At 63.1% G+C, this 18,492-nt stretch carries 15 protein-coding genes and 1 tRNA gene; 13 read left to right on the top strand and 3 right to left on the bottom strand.

Annotated features, from left to right (window positions below; translation table 11 throughout):
* The first annotated feature begins 16 nt into the window (after positions 1-16).
* Both BUQ73_RS00625 and BUQ73_RS00620 read left to right on the top strand, forming a co-directional pair.
* Positions 17-3,760, top strand: a complete 3,744-nt coding sequence (locus BUQ73_RS00625; protein ID WP_079226308.1) for an EAL domain-containing protein — start codon at positions 17-19, stop codon at positions 3,758-3,760.
* Positions 3,761-3,776: 16 nt separating this feature from the next.
* Positions 3,777-3,853: transfer RNA gene (locus BUQ73_RS00620), tRNA-Ile, on the top strand.
* 47 nt (positions 3,854-3,900) lie between these two features.
* On the opposite strand, the gene BUQ73_RS00615 is transcribed toward BUQ73_RS00620, so the two are convergent.
* Entirely contained in the window at positions 3,901-4,572 is a 672-nt protein-coding gene (locus BUQ73_RS00615) for a hypothetical protein (protein ID WP_079226307.1), read from the bottom strand.
* A gap of 190 nt (positions 4,573-4,762) precedes the next feature.
* On the opposite strand from BUQ73_RS00615, the gene BUQ73_RS00610 reads away from it, so the two are divergent.
* The 10 genes from BUQ73_RS00610 (at position 4,763) to BUQ73_RS00565 (ending at position 15,524) form a co-directional block, all read left to right on the top strand.
* Entirely contained in the window at positions 4,763-5,224 is a 462-nt protein-coding gene (locus tag BUQ73_RS00610; RefSeq protein WP_079226306.1) for an Lrp/AsnC family transcriptional regulator, read from the top strand.
* A gap of 193 nt (positions 5,225-5,417) precedes the next feature.
* Positions 5,418-7,100, top strand: coding sequence for a flavin monoamine oxidase family protein (locus tag BUQ73_RS00605; RefSeq protein ID WP_079226305.1), 1,683 nt, complete (start codon positions 5,418-5,420; stop codon positions 7,098-7,100).
* A gap of 15 nt (positions 7,101-7,115) precedes the next feature.
* Positions 7,116-7,910, top strand: a complete 795-nt coding sequence (locus BUQ73_RS00600; protein WP_079226304.1) for a carbon-nitrogen hydrolase family protein — start codon at positions 7,116-7,118, stop codon at positions 7,908-7,910.
* 155 nt (positions 7,911-8,065) lie between these two features.
* Entirely contained in the window at positions 8,066-10,345 is a 2,280-nt protein-coding gene (gene pqqF / locus BUQ73_RS00595; RefSeq protein ID WP_079226303.1) for a pyrroloquinoline quinone biosynthesis protein PqqF, read from the top strand.
* A 169-nt stretch (positions 10,346-10,514) separates the two neighbouring features.
* Complete coding sequence (pqqA, locus tag BUQ73_RS00590) at positions 10,515-10,586, top strand: pyrroloquinoline quinone precursor peptide PqqA (protein ID WP_003243383.1); 72 nt, start codon at positions 10,515-10,517, stop codon at positions 10,584-10,586.
* A gap of 80 nt (positions 10,587-10,666) precedes the next feature.
* Positions 10,667-11,578, top strand: a complete 912-nt coding sequence (gene pqqB, locus BUQ73_RS00585) for a pyrroloquinoline quinone biosynthesis protein PqqB (protein WP_079226302.1) — start codon at positions 10,667-10,669, stop codon at positions 11,576-11,578.
* Between the two features lie 27 nt (positions 11,579-11,605).
* The gene (gene pqqC, locus BUQ73_RS00580) at positions 11,606-12,343 is read left to right on the top strand and encodes a pyrroloquinoline-quinone synthase PqqC (protein WP_192858704.1); all 738 of its coding nucleotides are present in this window, start codon (positions 11,606-11,608) and stop codon (positions 12,341-12,343) included.
* Entirely contained in the window at positions 12,340-12,615 is a 276-nt protein-coding gene (pqqD, locus tag BUQ73_RS00575; RefSeq protein ID WP_079226300.1) for a pyrroloquinoline quinone biosynthesis peptide chaperone PqqD, read from the top strand. The genes pqqC and pqqD overlap by 4 nt, the downstream gene beginning before the upstream one ends.
* Positions 12,587-13,735 carry a pyrroloquinoline quinone biosynthesis protein PqqE gene (gene pqqE / locus BUQ73_RS00570; RefSeq protein WP_027917492.1) on the top strand — a complete coding sequence of 383 codons (1,149 nt, stop codon included), beginning with the start codon at positions 12,587-12,589 and terminating at the stop codon, positions 13,733-13,735. The genes pqqD and pqqE overlap by 29 nt, the downstream gene beginning before the upstream one ends.
* Positions 13,701-15,524 carry a S9 family peptidase gene (locus BUQ73_RS00565; protein ID WP_079226299.1) on the top strand — a complete coding sequence of 608 codons (1,824 nt, stop codon included), beginning with the start codon at positions 13,701-13,703 and terminating at the stop codon, positions 15,522-15,524. The genes pqqE and BUQ73_RS00565 overlap by 35 nt, the downstream gene beginning before the upstream one ends.
* A gap of 53 nt (positions 15,525-15,577) precedes the next feature.
* On the opposite strand, the gene BUQ73_RS00560 is transcribed toward BUQ73_RS00565, so the two are convergent.
* Both BUQ73_RS00560 and BUQ73_RS00555 read right to left on the bottom strand, forming a co-directional pair.
* Positions 15,578-15,736: a YqaE/Pmp3 family membrane protein gene (locus tag BUQ73_RS00560; RefSeq protein WP_033696002.1), complete on the bottom strand. Its 159-nt coding sequence runs from the start codon at positions 15,734-15,736 to the stop codon at positions 15,578-15,580.
* A gap of 139 nt (positions 15,737-15,875) precedes the next feature.
* Positions 15,876-17,156: an aspartate aminotransferase family protein gene (locus tag BUQ73_RS00555; RefSeq protein ID WP_079226298.1), complete on the bottom strand. Its 1,281-nt coding sequence runs from the start codon at positions 17,154-17,156 to the stop codon at positions 15,876-15,878.
* Between the two features lie 212 nt (positions 17,157-17,368).
* On the opposite strand from BUQ73_RS00555, the gene BUQ73_RS00550 reads away from it, so the two are divergent.
* Entirely contained in the window at positions 17,369-18,292 is a 924-nt protein-coding gene (locus tag BUQ73_RS00550) for a LysR family transcriptional regulator (protein ID WP_079226297.1), read from the top strand.
* Positions 18,293-18,492: the final 200 nt, after the last annotated feature.

The raw sequence follows: 18,492 nt of genomic DNA, 5'->3' as shown, positions 1-18,492 counted from the left end.
TGAGTGCGAGGCCGCTATGCTGCCGATGCCGGCCATTCTGTTGTTGTTCCTGATCCTGTGGAACTCGACGGCCGGCGCCCTGACCCTGACAGACGAGGAAAAAACCTGGCTCACTGCCCACCCGCAGCTGAAGCTGGGCGTCGACGCCTCCTGGCCACCATTCGAATTTCGTGACCAGGAGGGCCGGTACCAGGGATTGGCCGCCGATTACATCGCGTTGCTCCAGGATCGCCTGGGAGTAACACTGAAACCGGTCGAGCCCAGCAGCTGGACCGAAGTGCTGCAGCAAGCGCGCGAAGGCCGCATCGATCTGCTGCCTGGCATCATGTCCACCCCGGAACGCCAAGGCTACCTTGCGTTCACCCGCCCCTACCTCGATTTCCCCATTGTCATCCTGGCCCACGACGGCGGCCCGCAACCGCGCACGCTCAAGGACTTGTACGGGCTGAAGGTCGCCGTGGTGGAGAACTACGCACCCCATGAACTGCTGCGCACTCACCACCCGGACCTCAACCTGGTGGCGATGCCTAATGTCAGCTCGACCCTGCAGGCGCTGGCCACCGATGCGGTGGATGCCGTGGTCGGCGACCTCGCCTCGAGCATCTGGAGCCTGCGCCAGCTCAAGCTCGAAGGGCTGTATGTGAGCGGCGAAACGCCCTATCGCTATCAATTGGCAATGGCGGCGCCCCGTGACCAGCAAGTACTGATCGGCATTCTCGACAAGGTGATGGCCGACATGTCCAGCGATGAGATCAGCCATATCCAGCAACGCTGGGTCGGCAATGTGGTCGACCAGCGCAGCTTCTGGCATGACACCCTGATCTATGGCCTGCCCGCCGTCTTGCTGCTGATCGCAATTCTCGCCGTGGTCATCCGCATCAATCGCCGGCTCAGTTCGGAAATTTCCCGGCGCATCGCCCTGGAACAGGAACTGCGCAGCAGCGAATATCACTACCGCGGCCTGATCGAAAGCCTGTCGGCAATCGCCTGGGAAGCCGACGCCAACGACTTCACCTACAGCTATGTCTCGCCGCACGCCGAAGACCTGCTGGGCTACCCTCTGCACGACTGGCTCAAGCCCGGCTTCTGGCGCAGCATTCTGCACCCCGAGGATGCGCTCTGGGCCCAGGCCTTCTGCGAGAGCGAAACCGCCGCCGGGCGTGATCACAGCCTCGACTACCGGGTGATGCGCGCCGATGGCCAGCCGCTTTGGGTGCGCAACATCGTCAGCATGATCGAACACGGCCACCGCCCGGTGATGCGCGGCCTGATGATCGACATCAGCGAGACCAAGCGCACGGAGGACGCCCTGCGCCTGTCGGAACAGAAATTCGCCTCGGTGTTCGAGCAGTGCCCGGACATTCTGTTGATCGCACGGCATAGCGATGGCGTGTTGCTCGAAGTCAACGAGGCTTTCGAAGCACAGATCGGCCTGACGCCCGGCGAAGTGATCGGCCGCACCGCCACAGAGCTCAACTTGTGGGGCATCGAAGGCATAGGCCCGAAGCTGCTCGAACGCCTGCACCAAGGCGGCATCCGCAACCTGGAAATGACCTTCCGCCGCAGCAACGGCGAGCTGTTCACCGGCCTGACCTCGGCCGAAACCTTCGAACTCGACGGCACCCCGGCGCTGGTGGTGGCTGTGCGCGACATCAGCCAGCTCAAGCAAACCCAGCAACAGCTGCAAACCTCTGAGGAAAAATTCGCCAAGGCCTTCCACGCCTCGCCTGACGGCTTGCTGCTGTCGCGTCAGAGCGATGGCCTGCTGCTGGAGGTCAACGAGGGCTTCTGCCGCCTGACCGGTTACGAGTTCAACGCGCCTATCGACCAGACCTCATTCGACCTGGGGATCTGGGTCGACCTGAACGAGCGCAAGCGCCTGATCGACCAGCTTGGTCGCGATGGTTTCGTGCGTGACTTCAGTTGCCACCTGCGCCGCAGCGACGGGCAGATTCGCCTCTGCGAGCTGTCGGCACGGCCACTGCCGATCGGTGGTGTCGACTGCATGCTGACCATCGCCCGCGACATCACCGAACGCCACCTGATGCAGGAAAAACTGCAACTGGCTGCCACCGTATTCGAAAATACCGCCGAAGGGGTATTGATCACCGACACCGACCAGCGCATCAGCGCAGTGAACCGCGCCTTCAGCGAGATCACTGGCTACAGCGAGATCGAAGCGCTGGGCCAAACTCCCCGCCTGCTCGCCTCCGGTCAGCATGACAGCGCCTTCTACGCCGCGATGTGGCATCAGCTGACTGCCGAAGGCCACTGGCAAGGCGAGATCTACAACAAGCGCAAGAATGGCGAGCTGTATCCGGGCTGGCTGACCATCAGCGCCGTGCGCAACAACGAACGCGAAATCACCCACTTCGTCGCCGTATTCGCCGACATCTCCAGCCTCAAGCACGCCCAGGCCAAACTCGACTACCAGGCTCACCACGACCCGCTCACTGGCCTGCCCAACCGCGCCCTCTTCGAAAACCGGCTGCAGGCCGTGCTGACCTGCTCGCAGGTGTCCAACCGCCAGGGCGCCGTGTTGTTCCTCGACCTGGACCGTTTCAAACACATCAATGACAGCCTCGGCCACCCGGTCGGCGACCTGTTGCTCAAAGGCATCGCCCAACGCCTCAAGGAACAGGTGCGCGACGTCGACACCGTGGCCCGCCTGGGTGGTGACGAGTTCATCATCCTGCTGCCTGGCCTGCACAAGCCCAGCGATGCCCATGCCATCGCCAACAAATTGCTGGCCTGCTTCATCGCCCCGTTCCAGGCCGGCGAACACGAGTTCTTCACCAGCGCCAGTATCGGCATCAGCCTGTACCCACAAGATGGCACCGACGTCGCCACGTTGATCCGCAACGCCGACGCCGCCATGTACCGTTCCAAAGCCAAAGGCCGCAACCGCGTGGAGGCCTACACCCGTGACCTGACCGTACAGGCCAGCGAACGCATCGCCATGGAGCACGAACTGCGCCGCGCCATCGAGCGTAACGAAATGAGCCTGAGCTTCCAGCCCAAGCTGAGCCTCAAGACCCAGACCCTGGTCGGCGCCGAAGCGCTGATTCGCTGGAGCCACCCAACATTCGGCGAGGTGCCGCCCGAGCATTTCATTCACCTGGCCGAAGAGAACGGCAGCATTCTCCAGCTGGGCGACTGGGTGCTGGAGCAGGCTTGCCAGCAGATGCATCGCTGGAAAAAGGTCTACCAAGCCTTTGGCCCGCTTTCGATCAACCTGGCGGGCGCGCAGCTACGCCAGCCGAATCTCGCCAAGCGTATCGAACATCTGTTGAAGGTCTACCAGCTGAAAGCGGGTGACCTGCAGCTGGAGATCACCGAAAACTTCATCATGAGCCAGGCCGAAGAAGCCCTGGCCGTGCTGCACCAGCTCAAGCACCTGGGCGTACAGCTGGCAATCGACGACTTCGGCACCGGCTACTCGTCGCTGAGCTACCTCAAGCGCCTGCCGCTGGACATACTCAAGATCGACAAGTCGTTCATCCGTGGCCTGCCGGATGACCCGCACGACGCCGCCATTGCCCGCGCCATCATCGCACTGGGGCGCAGCATGCAGCTGACGATCATCGCCGAGGGCGTGGAGAACCAGGCACAGCAGCGTTTCCTTGCGGCCGAGGGCTGCGAGCAGATTCAGGGGTACATCGTCAGCCTGCCATTGCCGCCTGATGAATTCGCGGCGGCGTTTCTTCGTTTAGCACTGTCCGATCTTTCGGATGGCACGCTTTCAAAACCCTCGTTATAATCCGCGCACTTACTGAGGGCCTATAGCTCAGTCGGTTAGAGCAGAGGACTCATAATCCTTTGGTCCACGGTTCGAGTCCGTGTGGGCCCACCAGATATGACAAAGCCGCGCACCAGCGCGGCTTTTTCGTTTCTGCGCGATCATGCCTTGCAGATCAGAAGCGCATCTTCGACACGGCAACTTTCAGGTTTACCGTCATAACCCCAGTGGATCGAAGGGAGTGGGCCGCTCGCGACGGAGCTACCATCTTCGTTGAACAGTGCGATGACCGCATTCCACAAGCTTGTGCGCGGCGTTTCGCTGCCGGGATCCAGGCACAGCAGGTGGGTGATCTGAAAATCACCATCGTCATCGTAGCCTTGATAGCCGACAACCATCATCCAATGGCCACTCCCGCCAGCCCAACGTACGCCGATAATCGGGGCGCACTGACTGTCGACAGCCTCTTGAACCTGCTGCACAACTTCTTTCTTGCTACCCGTAACGTACTCGGCACCTACACCCACACCGCTAAAGCAATCAACCAGCCTGAGCATGTCCTTATAGTCAGTGCCTTCTGAAACCAACGCTCCCAGGTTGCGGATTTCAGTACGAAAACGCCCTTCTCGACTGTTGCCATGCCAGAGGTACATATTTCGCGCTTCTGTGTAGCTCATGACACCGAGCGTAACCAGCGCCATCACTACACTGTAAGGGCCGCAAGCGCCATCCAGCCCTCCCTGACGCAGGTGCACCAACTGACCATCACGTGCGCAAGTCAGCGGCCCATCCGGAGAAACCATCAACCAAGGGCTGACTGTCATCTTGTTCATACGTGCGAATCCTTGCATGGCAGAGATAGCGCCAAAGTCGGCGGCGGCGCGAACGATATCAATCAGCTACTACCCTGTCCATGCAGGGCAAACGGGCATGACCAAGGGCGGGAAGCGATATGTTCAGGCAACTACTGGCTGAGCACAGCGAACGCCATGTAGGCTAGCGAGCCCACAGCAGAGACTCACCATGTCGGACGCCCGCCCCATCACCCTCGACGAAATCGACCGTCAGTTGCTCGCCCTGCTGCAGATCAACGCCCGCGAAAGCGTCGCCACCCTCGCCCGCCAGCTGGGCATCGCCCGCACCACGGTCAACTCGCGCCTGGAGCGGCTAGAGAAGAACAAGGTAATCACCGGCTATGGCGTGCGCCTTGGCCAGCGCCTGATTGGCGGTGGGCTGCAGGCCTATGTCGGGATCAAGGTACAGCCACGCTCTGGCAAGGAAGTGGTGCGGCGACTGAGTGCCATGGGGCAGGTGCAGCAGCTGTGCGCGGTGAGTGGCGAATTCGATTACGTGGCCTGGCTGCGCAGCGATTCGCCGGAACAACTCGACCAGCTGCTGGACCAGATTGGCAGTGTCGAGGGAGTGGAAAAGACCACCACGTCGATCATCCTGAGCAGCAAGGTTGATCGGGGGCAGCCAGTCTAAACGTGCTCGCGCGATCGCGCCTTGCCTGATGATCATCAAAATAGCCAGATAATCGGTCGATATGACCACCCAACACACATTACGACATCATTCTGCATCTTAATTACGAACACCCCGCTTCATAAAATGACCCACAGCCATCTCCTATACTCAGGCTCCGCCCTTCGCGCAGCCGCTCTGGCAAGGTCACTTCATGAACAAGAAAAACCGCCACCCCGCCGACGGCAAACAACCCATCACCATCTTCGGCCCGGATTTTCCCTTCGCCTTCGACGACTGGCTGGAACACCCGGCTGGCCTGGGCAGTATCCCGGCTGAGCGCCATGGTGAGGAAGTCGCCATTGTCGGCGCCGGTATTGCCGGCCTGGTCGCGGCCTACGAATTGATGAAGCTGGGCCTCAAGCCTGTGGTGTACGAGGCCTCGAAGCTCGGTGGGCGCTTGCGCTCGCAGGCCTTCAACGGCACCGACGGTATCATCGCCGAGCTCGGTGGCATGCGCTTCCCGGTGTCCTCCACCGCCTTCTACCACTACGTCGACAAGCTGGGCCTGGAAACCAAGCCCTTCCCCAACCCGCTAACCTCTGCCTCGGGCAGCACGGTGATCGACCTCGAAGGCCAGACCTACTACGCCGAAAAAGCCAGTGACTTGCCCAAGCTGTTCCATGAAGTGGCCGACGCGTGGGCCGATGCACTGGAAAGCGGTGCCAGGTTCGCCGACATCCAGCAGGCGATCCGTGACCGTGACGTACCTCGGCTGAAAGAGTTGTGGAACAAGCTGGTGCCGCTGTGGGACGACCGCACTTTCTACGACTTTGTCGCCACCTCGCGCTCGTTTGCCCAGCTGAGCTTCCAGCACCGCGAAGTGTTCGGCCAGGTCGGTTTCGGCACCGGCGGCTGGGACTCGGACTTCCCCAACTCGATGCTGGAAATCTTCCGCGTGGTGATGACCAACTGCGATGACCACCAGCACCTGGTCGTCGGCGGCGTGGAGCAAGTCCCTCAGGGTATCTGGCGCCATGTGCCGGAGCGCTGCGCACATTGGCCGCAAGGCACCAGCCTGAGTTCGCTGCATGGCGGTGCGCCGCGTACCGGGGTGAAACGCATAGCACGTGCCGCCGATGGGCGCCTGGCAGTCACCGACAACTGGGGTGACACCCGCCACTACGGCGCGGTGCTCGCCACCTGCCAGAGCTGGCTGCTGACCACCCAGATCGACTGCGAAGAGTCGCTGTTCTCACAGAAGATGTGGATGGCCCTGGACCGCACCCGCTACATGCAGTCGTCGAAAACCTTTGTCATGGTCGACCGGCCGTTCTGGAAGGACAAGGACCCACAGACCGGCCGCGATCTGATGAGCATGACCCTTACCGATCGCCTCACCCGCGGTACCTACCTGTTCGATAATGGTGACGACAAGCCGGGCGTCATCTGCCTGTCCTACGCCTGGATGAGCGACGCCCTGAAGATGCTGCCGCATCCGGTGGAGAAGCGCGTGCAGCTGGCTCTGGATGCACTGAAAAAGATCTACCCGAAAACCGACATCGCCGGGCATATCATCGGTGACCCGATCACCATTTCCTGGGAAGCCGACCCGCACTTCCTCGGCGCCTTCAAGGGCGCTCTGCCGGGCCACTACCGCTACAACCAGCGTATGTATGCGCACTTCATGCAGCAGGATATGCCCGCCGAACAACGCGGCATGTTCATCGCCGGCGACGACGTGTCGTGGACCCCGGCCTGGGTCGAAGGCGCGGTACAGACGTCGCTGAATGCGGTGTGGGGTATCATGAACCACTTCGGTGGCCACACCCACCCGGACAACCCAGGCCCGGGCGACGTGTTCGACGAGATCGGGCCGATCGCCCTGGCCGACTGAAACCAAGGAGGCAGCATGCGCATCGCTCTGTTCCAGGGCGCACCCAACCCGCTGGACGTGCCCGGCAACCTGCAACGGCTGCGTCACCAGGCGCAACTGGCAGCCGAGCGTGGCGCGCAGCTGCTGGTGTGCCCGGAGATGTTCCTGAGCGGCTACAACATTGGCCTGACGCAAGTCGAACGGCTGGCCGAAGCCGACGATGGTCCATCGGCCATGGCGGTGGTGGAGATCGCCCAGGTACACCGGATCGCCATCGTCTATGGCTACCCGGAGCGTGCCGATGACGGGGCAATCTACAACAGCGTGCAGTTGATCGATGCCCATGGCCGCAGCCTGTGCAATTACCGCAAGACCCACCTGTTCGGCGAGCTGGACCGGGCGATGTTCAGCCCTGGCGCCGACCATTTCCCGGTGGTCGAGCTGGAGGGCTGGAAGGTCGGCATGTTGATCTGCTACGACATCGAGTTCCCGGAGAACGCCCGGCGCCTGGCGCTGGCAGGTGCCGAGTTGATCCTCGTGCCGACGGCGAACATGACACCTTACGATTTCGTCTGCCAGGTGACCGTGCGCTCGCGAGCGCAGGAAAACCAGTGCTACCTGGTGTATGCCAACTACTGCGGGGCAGAAGACGAGATCCAGTATTGCGGGCAAAGCAGCATCATCGGGCCCGACGGCAGCCTACTGGCCGTGGCCGGGCACGACGAGTGCCTGCTGCTGGCAGAGCTGGAACATGAGCGGGTGGTGCGGGGGCGTGAGGCGTTTCCTTACCTGACCGATCTGCGTCAGGAGCTGCATCTGCGTCAGGGCTGACAGGGGCCGCTTTGCGGCCCATTCGCGGGTAAACCCGCTCCCACAGATTTTTACAGGCCTTGGTCTTGTGCAACGCCTGTGGGAGCGGGTTTACCCGCGAATGGGCCGGGCCTGCCTTACAAATGGGATAGCATGAACACTTGCCCGGAGTTCCCATGCCTGACACCACCCGCCACCTCACACTCGCCAACGGCCTGCAACTGACCTTGCGTCACGCCCCGCGCCTGAAGCGCGCGGCTGCAGCCCTGCGAGTGCACGCGGGCAGCCACGACGCTCCGCGCCAGTGGCCGGGCCTGGCCCACTTCCTCGAACACCTGTTCTTCCTCGGCACCGCACGCTTCCCACTGGAAGACGGCCTGATGCGCTACGTCCAGGCCCTCGGCGGCCAGGTCAATGCCAGCACCCGCGAACGCACTACCGACTTCTTCTTCGAAGTACCGCCCGCCGCGCTGGCCGGTGGGCTGGAGCGCCTGTGCCAGATGCTTGCCGAGCCGGACCTGAGCATCGAGCGCCAGCACCGCGAGCGGGAGGTCATCCACGCCGAATTCATCGCCTGGTCGCGCAACCCGCAGGCACAGCAGGAATTTGCCTTGCTGCAGTCAGTGGCAGGCGATCATCCGTTAGTCGGCTTTCATGCAGGCAACCGCTATTCCCTCGTTTTAGGCAATATTGCCTTCCAGCAAGCCCTCACGGGTTTTCACCAGCGCTTCTACCAGGGCGGTCAGATCACATTGAGCCTGTGCGGCCCGCAGCCGCTGGATGAACTGGAACATCTCGGCAGGCAATTCGCCGGCATCTTCGAATCGCGCGCAACTGTGCCACAAGCATTGCCACCCGCCCTGGCTGCCAACGAGCCGCTGCTGTTCGCTCACGAAGGCTTGCCTGCAGGTGCAGAACAGGCGCTGGAGCTGCTGATGGCCTGCCTCGGCGATAACCGCCCCGGCAGTTGGCTGGATGCGCTGCAGCGACGTGGCTGGCTCAAAGGGTTCAAGGTCGAGAAGCTGTACGCCTTCGCCGGGCAACAACTGTGGCACATCGACCTGAAGCTCGGCCCGGATGCGCGTTTCGACGAAGCCCAGGAGCTGTTGCACGGCTGGTTCGACTTCATTCGCCAGTCAGACTTTACCCAACTCAACAGCGCGTTCGGCCTCTTGCAGCAGCGTCGCGAGCGCAGTGCCAGCGCACTGGAACTGGCGCGCCGCGACTGCGCCGGGCAGCCGTTTGCACCCCTGGATTCGCAAGCACTGGCCGCGCTTGCAGCATTGCTTGAGCAGCTGCCATGCCGCGCATACGAGCAATGGCAACTGCCTGCGGCCGAGCCTCTGTTGCTCGATGATCTGCCCGTTTCTGAAAAGGCAGCGCTGCCACTTGCGCTCACCCTCTGCGACCTGCTTCCGCCAGCCAGGCAATACGCAGCACTTTATTTGCGCTGGCACGTGCCATCGGCATTGCGCCAGCATCTGTATCGCGTACTTGAGCGCGCCTTGCTCCCCATGCAAGTACGTTGCGAGCGGGCCTGTGTGCACCTGCAGTTCAGTACGTCAGGCGAATACTGGCAGTTGCGCTGCGCTGGCCATCCGGCAGCCTTGATACGCGCCACAGCCCAAGCCCTGGCGCTTTTGCAGGCGCCCACCAACTGGCAGCTTTCGCCACCTGAGGCGCCTACCCTGATACCGATCAGGGCGCTGATCAAGCAACTACCTGACGCAGTGCTCGGCACCTGCCCCGAAGCACCTGAGTCTTGCACCGTCGACCAGGCACTACTCGACGATGCCTGGCAGCACAGCCACTGGCAGGGCCTGGCGACGGGTTTCGACACCCGCGCCACGCAGGCACTGGGCGCAGTGCTGCAAGGCTGCCCAGGGCAAGGCGCTGCGCCCACGCCTGCCGCCCTCTGGGCTGGCCATCGCTGGCAGCATGCCAAGATGGCGGGCAGTGAAAACGCCCTGTTGCTGTTCTGCCCACTGGCTGCCGAGCAGCAGGCCTGTGGTCGACTGCTGGCGCAACTGCTGCAAGGCCCGGTTTACCAACGCCTGCGAGTCGAACTGCAACTCGGCTACGCGGTGTTCAGTACCTTCCGTCAGGTCGAGGGCATCGGTGGCCTGCTGTTCGGCGTGCAGACGCCACATGCCAGTCACGCCGAAATCCTCAGCCACCTGCGCGAGCTTCTGAGCCAAGGTGTCACACTCGACACCGGCGCCCGACAAGCACTGGCCGAGCAATTCGACGAACCTGCCATGGCCAACGCCGAGGCCGCCGAATGGGCTTGGCAGACACACCTGGCCAATCAGCCCGCCAGCCTGCCTGCACTTCAGTGGTCTATCCTGAATACACAACAAGCAGCTCTGGACGACATGTTACGTGACCTGCTCAGTACCGATTGCGCCTGGCTTTGCTTGGCTAACAGCGCCGCTCCAGATGCGTCCTGGAACTGACCAATCGAAGATTGTTACGTTTTCTGCAAGGGCGCATATCAAAGAATTAACCTTTCGGTACAAAATTTTCTTGTAAGATAACGCTATCTCAGCCAATGGAACCTCCTGCTCCAGGCGGCACCCAAGCAGTAGCTGACACAACCCAACCCCATCCGGAAGGAGAACGCCCATGTGGACCAAACCTGCATACACTGACCTGCGTATCGGCTTCGAAGTGACCATGTACTTCGCCAACCGCTAAGCCCTGCTTTGCGGCATGACGCCTCGGCCCGCCGGGGCGTCGTCGTTTTTCGGATACGGCTTTTCGCAGAAGGAGTGGCCATGTACATCCAGATTCTCGGTTCCGCCGCCGGCGGTGGTTTCCCGCAGTGGAACTGCAACTGCGTCAACTGCAAGGGCTTTCGCGACGGCAGCCTGCGCGCCACGGCACGCACCCAGTCGTCCATCGCCCTGTCCGACGACGGTGAGCACTGGATCCTGTGCAATGCCTCACCCGACATTCGCGCCCAGCTCCAGGCCTTTGCGCCGATGCAGCCTGCGCGTGCGTTGCGCGATACCGGCATCAACGCCATCGTCCTGCTCGATAGCCAGATCGACCACACCACCGGCCTGCTGAGCCTGCGCGAAGGCTGCCCGCACCAGGTCTGGTGCACCGACATGGTCCACCAGGACCTGACCACCGGTTTCCCGCTGTTCAACATGCTCAGCCACTGGAACGGCGGCCTGCAGTGGAACCGCATCGAGCTCGAAGGCAGCTTCGTCATCGAAGCCTGCCCCAACCTCAGATTCACCCCCTTCCCTCTGCGCAGCGCCGCACCACCCTATTCGCCGCACCGCTTCGACCCTCACCCGGGCGACAACCTCGGCCTGCTGGTCGAAGACACCCGCACTGGCGGCAAACTGTTCTACGCCCCCGGCCTCGGCCAGGTCGACGAGCAACTGCTGCAGATGATGCACGGGGCCGACTGCCTGCTGGTCGACGGCACGCTGTGGGAGGATGATGAAATGCAGCGCCGTGGTGTCGGCACCCGTACCGGCCGCGAGATGGGCCATCTGGCGCAGAACGGCCCCGGCGGCATGCTCGAGGTGCTTGATGGCTTCCCGCGCCAACGCAAGGTGCTTATCCACATCAACAACACCAACCCGATCCTCGACGAAGACTCGCCCGAGCGCGCCGAAGTCCAGCGCCGTGGCGTCGAAGTCGCCTTCGACGGCATGAGCATCGAGTTGTAAGGAGGCCCCGTGAGCGACGCACTGCCAATGTCCCCTGCCGAGTTCGAGCAGGCCCTGCGCGCCAAAGGCGCCTATTACCACATCCACCACCCGTACCATGTGGCGATGTACGAAGGCCGCGCCAGCCGCGAGCAGATCCAGGGCTGGGTGGCCAACCGCTTCTACTACCAGGTCAACATCCCGATGAAGGATGCCGCGATCCTGGCCAATTGCCCGGACCGCGAAGTACGCCGCGAGTGGATCCAGCGCCTGCTCGACCACGACGGCGCGCCCGGCGAGGACGGCGGCATCGAAGCCTGGCTACGCCTGGGCCAGGCAGTCGGCCTCGACCCCGACCAACTGCGCTCCCAGGAGCTGGTGCTGCCAGGCGTGCGCTTTGCAGTGGATGCCTACGTCAACTTCGCCCGCCGCGCCAGCTGGCAGGAAGCGGCCAGCAGCTCGCTGACCGAGCTGTTCGCCCCGCAGATCCACCAGTCGCGCCTGGACAGCTGGCCGCAGCACTACCCGTGGATCGACCCGGCCGGCTACGAGTACTTCCGCACTCGCCTGGGCCAGGCCCGGCGTGACGTGGAGCACGGTCTGGCAATCACCCTGCAGCACTACACCACCCGCGCGGGCCAGGAGCGTATGCTGGAAATCCTGCAGTTCAAGCTGGATATCCTCTGGAGCATGCTCGACGCCATGAGCATGGCCTACGAGCTGAACCGCCCGCCTTACCACTCCGTCACCCAGCAACGGGCCTGGCACAAGGGGATCGCCCTATGAGCTTCGAACGCAACCAGGTGCCGAACTGGCGTCCTGGCTACCGCTTCCAGTACGAACCGGCGCAGAAGGGGCATGTGCTGCTGTACCCCGAGGGCATGATCAAGCTCAACGACAGCGCCAGCCTTATCGGCGGCCTGATCGACGGCAAGCGCGACGTGGCGGCGATCATCGCCGAACTTGAACAGCAATTCCCTGGTGTGCCCGAAGTCGCCGACGACATCGAGCAATTCATGGAGGTGGCCCGTGCCGAACACTGGATCACCCTCGCCTGAGGTGCCGGTCGGCCTGCCGCTGTGGCTGCTGGCCGAGCTGACCTACCGCTGCCCGCTGCAGTGCCCGTACTGCTCCAACCCGCTGGACTTCGCCGCCCAGGGCCAGGAGCTGAGCACCGCGCAGTGGTTCAAGGTGATGGCCGAAGCCCGCGAGATGGGGGCCGCACAGATCGGTTTTTCCGGTGGTGAACCGCTGGTGCGCCAGGACCTCGCCGAGCTGATCGGCGAAGCGCGCCGGCTGGGCTACTACACCAACCTGATCACCTCCGGCATTGGCCTGACCGAAGCGCGCATCGCCGCCTTCAAGGAGGCCGGGCTGGACCATATCCAGATCAGCTTCCAGGCCAGTGACGAGCAGGTCAACAACCTGCTCGCCGGCTCGAAGAAAGCCTTCGCCCAGAAGCTGGAGATGGCCCGAGCGGTGAAGGCCCACGGTTACCCGATGGTGCTCAACTTCGTCACCCATCGGCACAACATCGACAAGATCGACCGCATCATCGAGCTGTGCATTGCCCTTGAGGCGGACTTCGTCGAGCTTGCCACCTGCCAGTTCTACGGCTGGGCGCACCTCAACCGACTGGGCCTGCTGCCGACCCGCGCGCAACTCGAACGTGCCGAGCGCATCACCAACGAGTACCGGGAAAAACTCAAGGCCGAGGGCCACCCGTGCAAGCTGATCTTCGTCACCCCGGATTACTACGAAGAACGCCCCAAGGCCTGCATGAACGGCTGGGGCAGCCTGTTCCTGACCATCACCCCGGACGGCACCGCCCTGCCCTGCCACGGCGCGCGCCAGCTACCGGTGCAGTTCCCCAACGTGCGCGAGCATGACCTGCACCACATCTGGTACGACTCGTTCGGCTTCAACCGCTTCCGCGGTTACGACTGGATGCCCGAGCCGTGCCGTTCGTGCGACGAGAAGGAAAAGGACTTCGGCGGCTGCCGTTGCCAGGCCTTCATGCTCACCGGCGATGCCAGCAATGCCGACCCGGTCTGCGCCAAGTCGGCCGACCACGGCATCATCCTCAAAGCCCGCGAGGAAGCGGAAACCGCCCAGCTCGCCATCGAAGAGATGACCTTCCGCAATGAGCGCAACTCCCGTGTCATCGTCCGCGGCTGACTTCAGCGCCGCACAGGCCGTCGCAGCCGGCACCGACTTTGCCGAACTCAAGGTCAGCGCCGAGGGGCTGTTCTGGAACGAGTTCCGCCCGGCCGATGGTGCCTGCCGTATCTGGCATTGGCGTGACCACCAGGCCCGTTGCCTGACGCCCGATGGCTTCAGCGTGCGCAGCCGGGTATACGAATACGGTGGCGGCAGCTTCTGCTTGGGCGGCGACGGGCTGCTGTTCGTCAACGAAGAGGATCAGCAGGTCTATACCCAGAGCCTCGCAGGCACTGCACCACGCGCCCTGAGCGCCGAAGCCGGTTGCCGCTACGGCGATCTGCAGTGGCACCACGACAAGGTGCTGGCTGTCGAAGAGCGCCATGGCGAAGGCGTCGAACATCGCCTGGTGGCATTGGGTGAAAACACCCGCCAGGTACTCGCCGAAGGTGCCGACTTCTATGCCTCGCCAACGGTCAGCGCTGATGGCAAGCGGCTGGCGTGGGTCGAATGGGACCGCCCGGCACAGCCCTGGACCCTGACCCGGCTGATGTGCCGCGAACGCGACGCCAAGGGCGACTGGGGCCCTGCGCAGCCCATCGCCGCCGCAGACGAATCGCTGCAACAACCGCGTTTCGACGCTGAGGGCCGCTTGTATTGCCTGTCTGACCGTAATGGCTTCTGGCAGCCCTGGGGCGAGGTCGACGGCCACTGGCAAGCATTGCCGGCCAAGCCTGCCGACCATGCCGCCGCGCCTTGGCAACTGGGCACCTGCACCTGGCTGCCAGCAAGCCCCCGACAGTATCTTGCCACCTGGTTCGAAGGCGGTATCGGGCAGTTGGGCCTGCATGATGAAAGTGGCCGATTGGAGCGATTCGCCAGCGCCTACACCCGGTTCCGCAACCTGGCCATGGACGCTGAACACCTCTATGCCGTCGCTGCCTCGCCAATCAGCCCACCGGCAGTGATCGCCATTGCCCGCGCCAACCACGAAGTCAGCGTGCTGGCCGGCGGCGCCGAAGTGCTGCCGGCAGCGCAGATCAGCCTGCCGCAATCGATCCATTACGAAAGCGGCGGCGCGTTTGCCCATGGCTTTTTCTATCCGGCACACGGTTCCAAGGGCCCTGCGCCTCTGCTGGTGTTTATACACGGCGGCCCGACCTCAGCCTGCTACCCGGTGCTCGACCCGCGTATCCAGTTCTGGACCCAGCGCGGTTTCGCCGTCGCCGACCTGAACTACCGGGGTAGCACCGGCTATGGCCGGGCCTACCGCCAGGCGCTGCACCTGCGCTGGGGCGAAAGCGACGTGCAGGATGCCTGCGCCGCCGTCGAGCATCTGGCCGGGCAAGGGCTGATCGACCCCGGTAAGGCGTTCATTCGCGGTGGCAGTGCCGGTGGCTACACCACGTTGTGCGCCCTGGCGTTCCACGACGTGTTCCGCGCCGGCGCCAGCCTTTACGGGGTCAGTGACCCCGTTGCCCTGGGCCGGGCCACGCACAAGTTTGAAGGCGACTACCTGGACTGGCTGATCGGTGACCCGCAACAGGATGCCGAGCGCTACCGCCAGCGCACACCGCTGCTGCATGCCTCACGGATCAAGGTGCCGGTGATCTTCTTCCAGGGCGAGCTGGATGCCGTGGTGGTGCCGGAGCAGACGCGCTCGATGCTGCAGGCGCTGCAGGCCAATGGCATCGCGGCCGAAGGGCATTTCTATGCAGGGGAACGGCATGGGTTGCGCAAGGCCGAGAACCTGGCCCATGCGTTGGAGGAAGAGTGGAGGTTTTACTGCCGGGTGCTGGAGGGCTGAGACCCTGGGGCCGCTTTGCGGCCCTTTCCGACCGGTCCGGCGCCCCGGCATCCTCAGCGCTTGGCGATGATGTACACCGCATGCACGATCCCCGGGATGTAGCCCAGCAGGGTCAGCAGAATATTCAGCCAGAACGCCCCGGCAAAACCCACCTGCAGAAACACGCCCAGCGGCGGCAAGATAATGGCGATGATGATGCGAATGAAGTCCATGCGGGTGTCTCCTGAAGGGGTTACATCAGAGACTAGTCGCGCATCGCAGAGGTTCCACAGGCAAAAAAAACGCCCCGGGCCAAATGAAACAGGCACGGGGCGATGCGCAGAAACGCCAGACGGTTCGTTGAATTCTTGATCAGGCCGGCATCTCGCGGCGGGCCTGTTGCTGCGCGTGCAGGCGGGCAAAGGCCCGGGCCAGGCGCAGGAGCATTTCATCGATGTTGCCCTTGCTCACCGTCAGCGCCGGCGAGAAGCGCACCACATCGGGTTGTGGCGCATTCAGCAGCAAGCCTTCGTGCAGGGCGGCCTCGACCAGTTCCCCGGCCAGGTTCTCATGCAGTTGCAGGGCCCAAAGTAGGCCTTGGCCGCGCACTTCCCCCTGACCGTAGCGGCCAGCCAGACGGCTCAAGCCATCGCGCAGATGACGACCACTGTCCTGCACCTGCTCGAAGAAGCCCTGCTCCAGTACGGTCTCCAGCACGGCCAGGCCAGCGGCGCTCATCAGCGCGTTGCCGTGATGGCTGCCCTCCAGCTCGCCCGGTTCGGCACAGCAGGCCGTCCCGCGAGCCAGCAACGCGGCCAGTGGCACACCGCCGCCCAGGCCCTTGCCGAGGGTGATGATGTCGGCGCGCACGCCGTAGGTCTGCTCTGCCAGCAAGGCTCCACAACGGCCAATGCCAGTCTGCACTTCGTCGAGAATCAGCAGGATGCCCAGCTCCCGGCAGAGCTTTTCCACACCTTGCAGGTACTCGCGTGTAGCCGGGATCACCCCCGCCTCGCCCTGTACCGGTTCGAGCATGATCGCCACCGTGCGCGAATCGACCTCGGCATGCAGCGCCGCCAGGTCGTTGAACGGCACCTTGCTGAACCCCGGCAGGCCCGGTTCGCAGCGGTTGCACGGCAGCGGGTCGGAGGCCGACAACGCACCCAGGCTGCGGCCATGGCAAGCCTGGCTGGCAGTGATGATGTGGTAGGCGCCGTTACGGTGCAGCTGGCCCCACTTGCGCGCCAGCTTGATCGCCCCTTCACAGGCCTCGGCACCGCTGTTGAGCAGGTAGGCCTGGTCGCTGCCAGTGCTCTGGCACAACCGGTTGACCAGCGCCAGCAGGCCGCGGCTGTGGTAGCCCGCACCCGGGTTGATCAGCGCCTGTGCCTGGTTACCCAATGCCTTGACCAGCGCCGTGGGGCTGTGCCCGAGGCTGTTGACCGCGCCGCCCTGGGTAAAGTCCAGGTAGGCATGCCCTTCGTTGTCCCACAACCAGGAGCCCTGACCACGCACGAACACTTGCGCCGCACGCTCGGTGCTCGGCATCAGGCGCTCGCGGGACAACTGCGGCGCATCCGCCACGATCACCGGCGCACGTTTGGGCTCGGCAACCGCGGCAGGGGCCGAACGGCGCAGGTTGAACAGGTTCATCGGGGCTCCAACCAATCACGGTAAAGGGCGGCCAGGGGTCCGGTCTTGCTGCCGGCGCTGGATAATTCTGCCTTGCCTATCAAAAGTGTTTTTCAAACGCGGTAACAATGAGCTGAATGATCGCTGTAACCCGTTGGAATACGGCGATAGACTAGGCGTCGGCAGTGTTTTCGGCCATTTCGTTTTCCCAGCTTTTTCGATAAGTGTTACTTATGGATTTTCGCCAACTGCGTTATTTCGTCGCGGTGTACGAAGAGGGCCATGTCGGCCGTGCCGCCGAACGCCTTTCACTGTCGCAACCGGCGCTGTCGCAGCAGATTCGCCAGCTTGAGCACAGCCTCGACCTCAGCCTGTTCGAGCGCAGCAACAAGCGCCTGCTGCCGACCCTGGCTGCGCACACCTTGTACAACCATGCCCTGCCGCTGCTGGATGGCCTGCAAAGGGCCCATGAGGCCATGCGCAATTTCAAGGGCCATTCACTTCGCACGCTGGCCATCGGTGTGCTGCAGACCGTGCGGCCAAGCCTGGTGCCACAGTTGCTGGAGCGTGTGCGCAAGGCACAGCCGCATCTGGTGGTGCAGATCTACGAACTGTCTGGGCTGGAGATCGAACGGCGGCTGCTCAACGGCAACCTGGACATCGGCATCAGCTACCTGCCTCCCCGTCAGCCAGGGCTACACGGCTCACTTCTGTACGAAGACGAGTTGCAGGTTGTCATCCCGGATACCCACCCCCTCAAGGACTTCAAGAAGGTCTCCATCAAGCAGGCCGCCGAATTACCCATGCTGATGCTCGGTGAGGAATTCCAGATCCGCCAGATCTGGAAGGAACAGCTCGCCGCCCAGGGCCGCAGGCCGCAGGTTCAGGCCGAGATGAACAACATGGCGGGGATCCTCGACAGCCTGGCACACACGGCGCTGGCGACCATCCTGCCAGGGCGGGCCAAGGATGCTGCCGAGGATGACCAGGGCTTGCTGTGGAAGCCGCTGAGCGAGCCGCGCGTGCCGCTAAAGGTTGGCCTGGTGTTCCGTGATGCACAGCGTCAGCAGGCGTCGGTGGAGCTGCTGCGCACGCTGTTGGAGGAAGAGACCGACACCCGGCAACTGGGCGCCTCGCCGCTGGATGTGCTTGGCTGAAAAACACGCAGACAAAGAAAACCCCGCCGAAGCGGGGTTCTCTAGACTGTTTCCCTGTGACATCCCTATCGCCCCGCCATCCTGGCAGGAAATCCTTCGTTGTCCCTGTTCTGTCCTTTGCGCTTCCTGCGCAACGTCCATGTAGAAAGATTAACCGTGGATCCAATCTGACACCAGTGGCGAAAAGTCACCACGTTATG

Source organism: Pseudomonas putida (assembly GCF_002025705.1).
Classification (GTDB): Bacteria; Pseudomonadota; Gammaproteobacteria; order Pseudomonadales; family Pseudomonadaceae; genus Aquipseudomonas; species Aquipseudomonas putida_J.
Note: the sequence above shows the minus strand (reverse complement) of the source record. Positions and strands in the feature narration are given on the sequence as shown.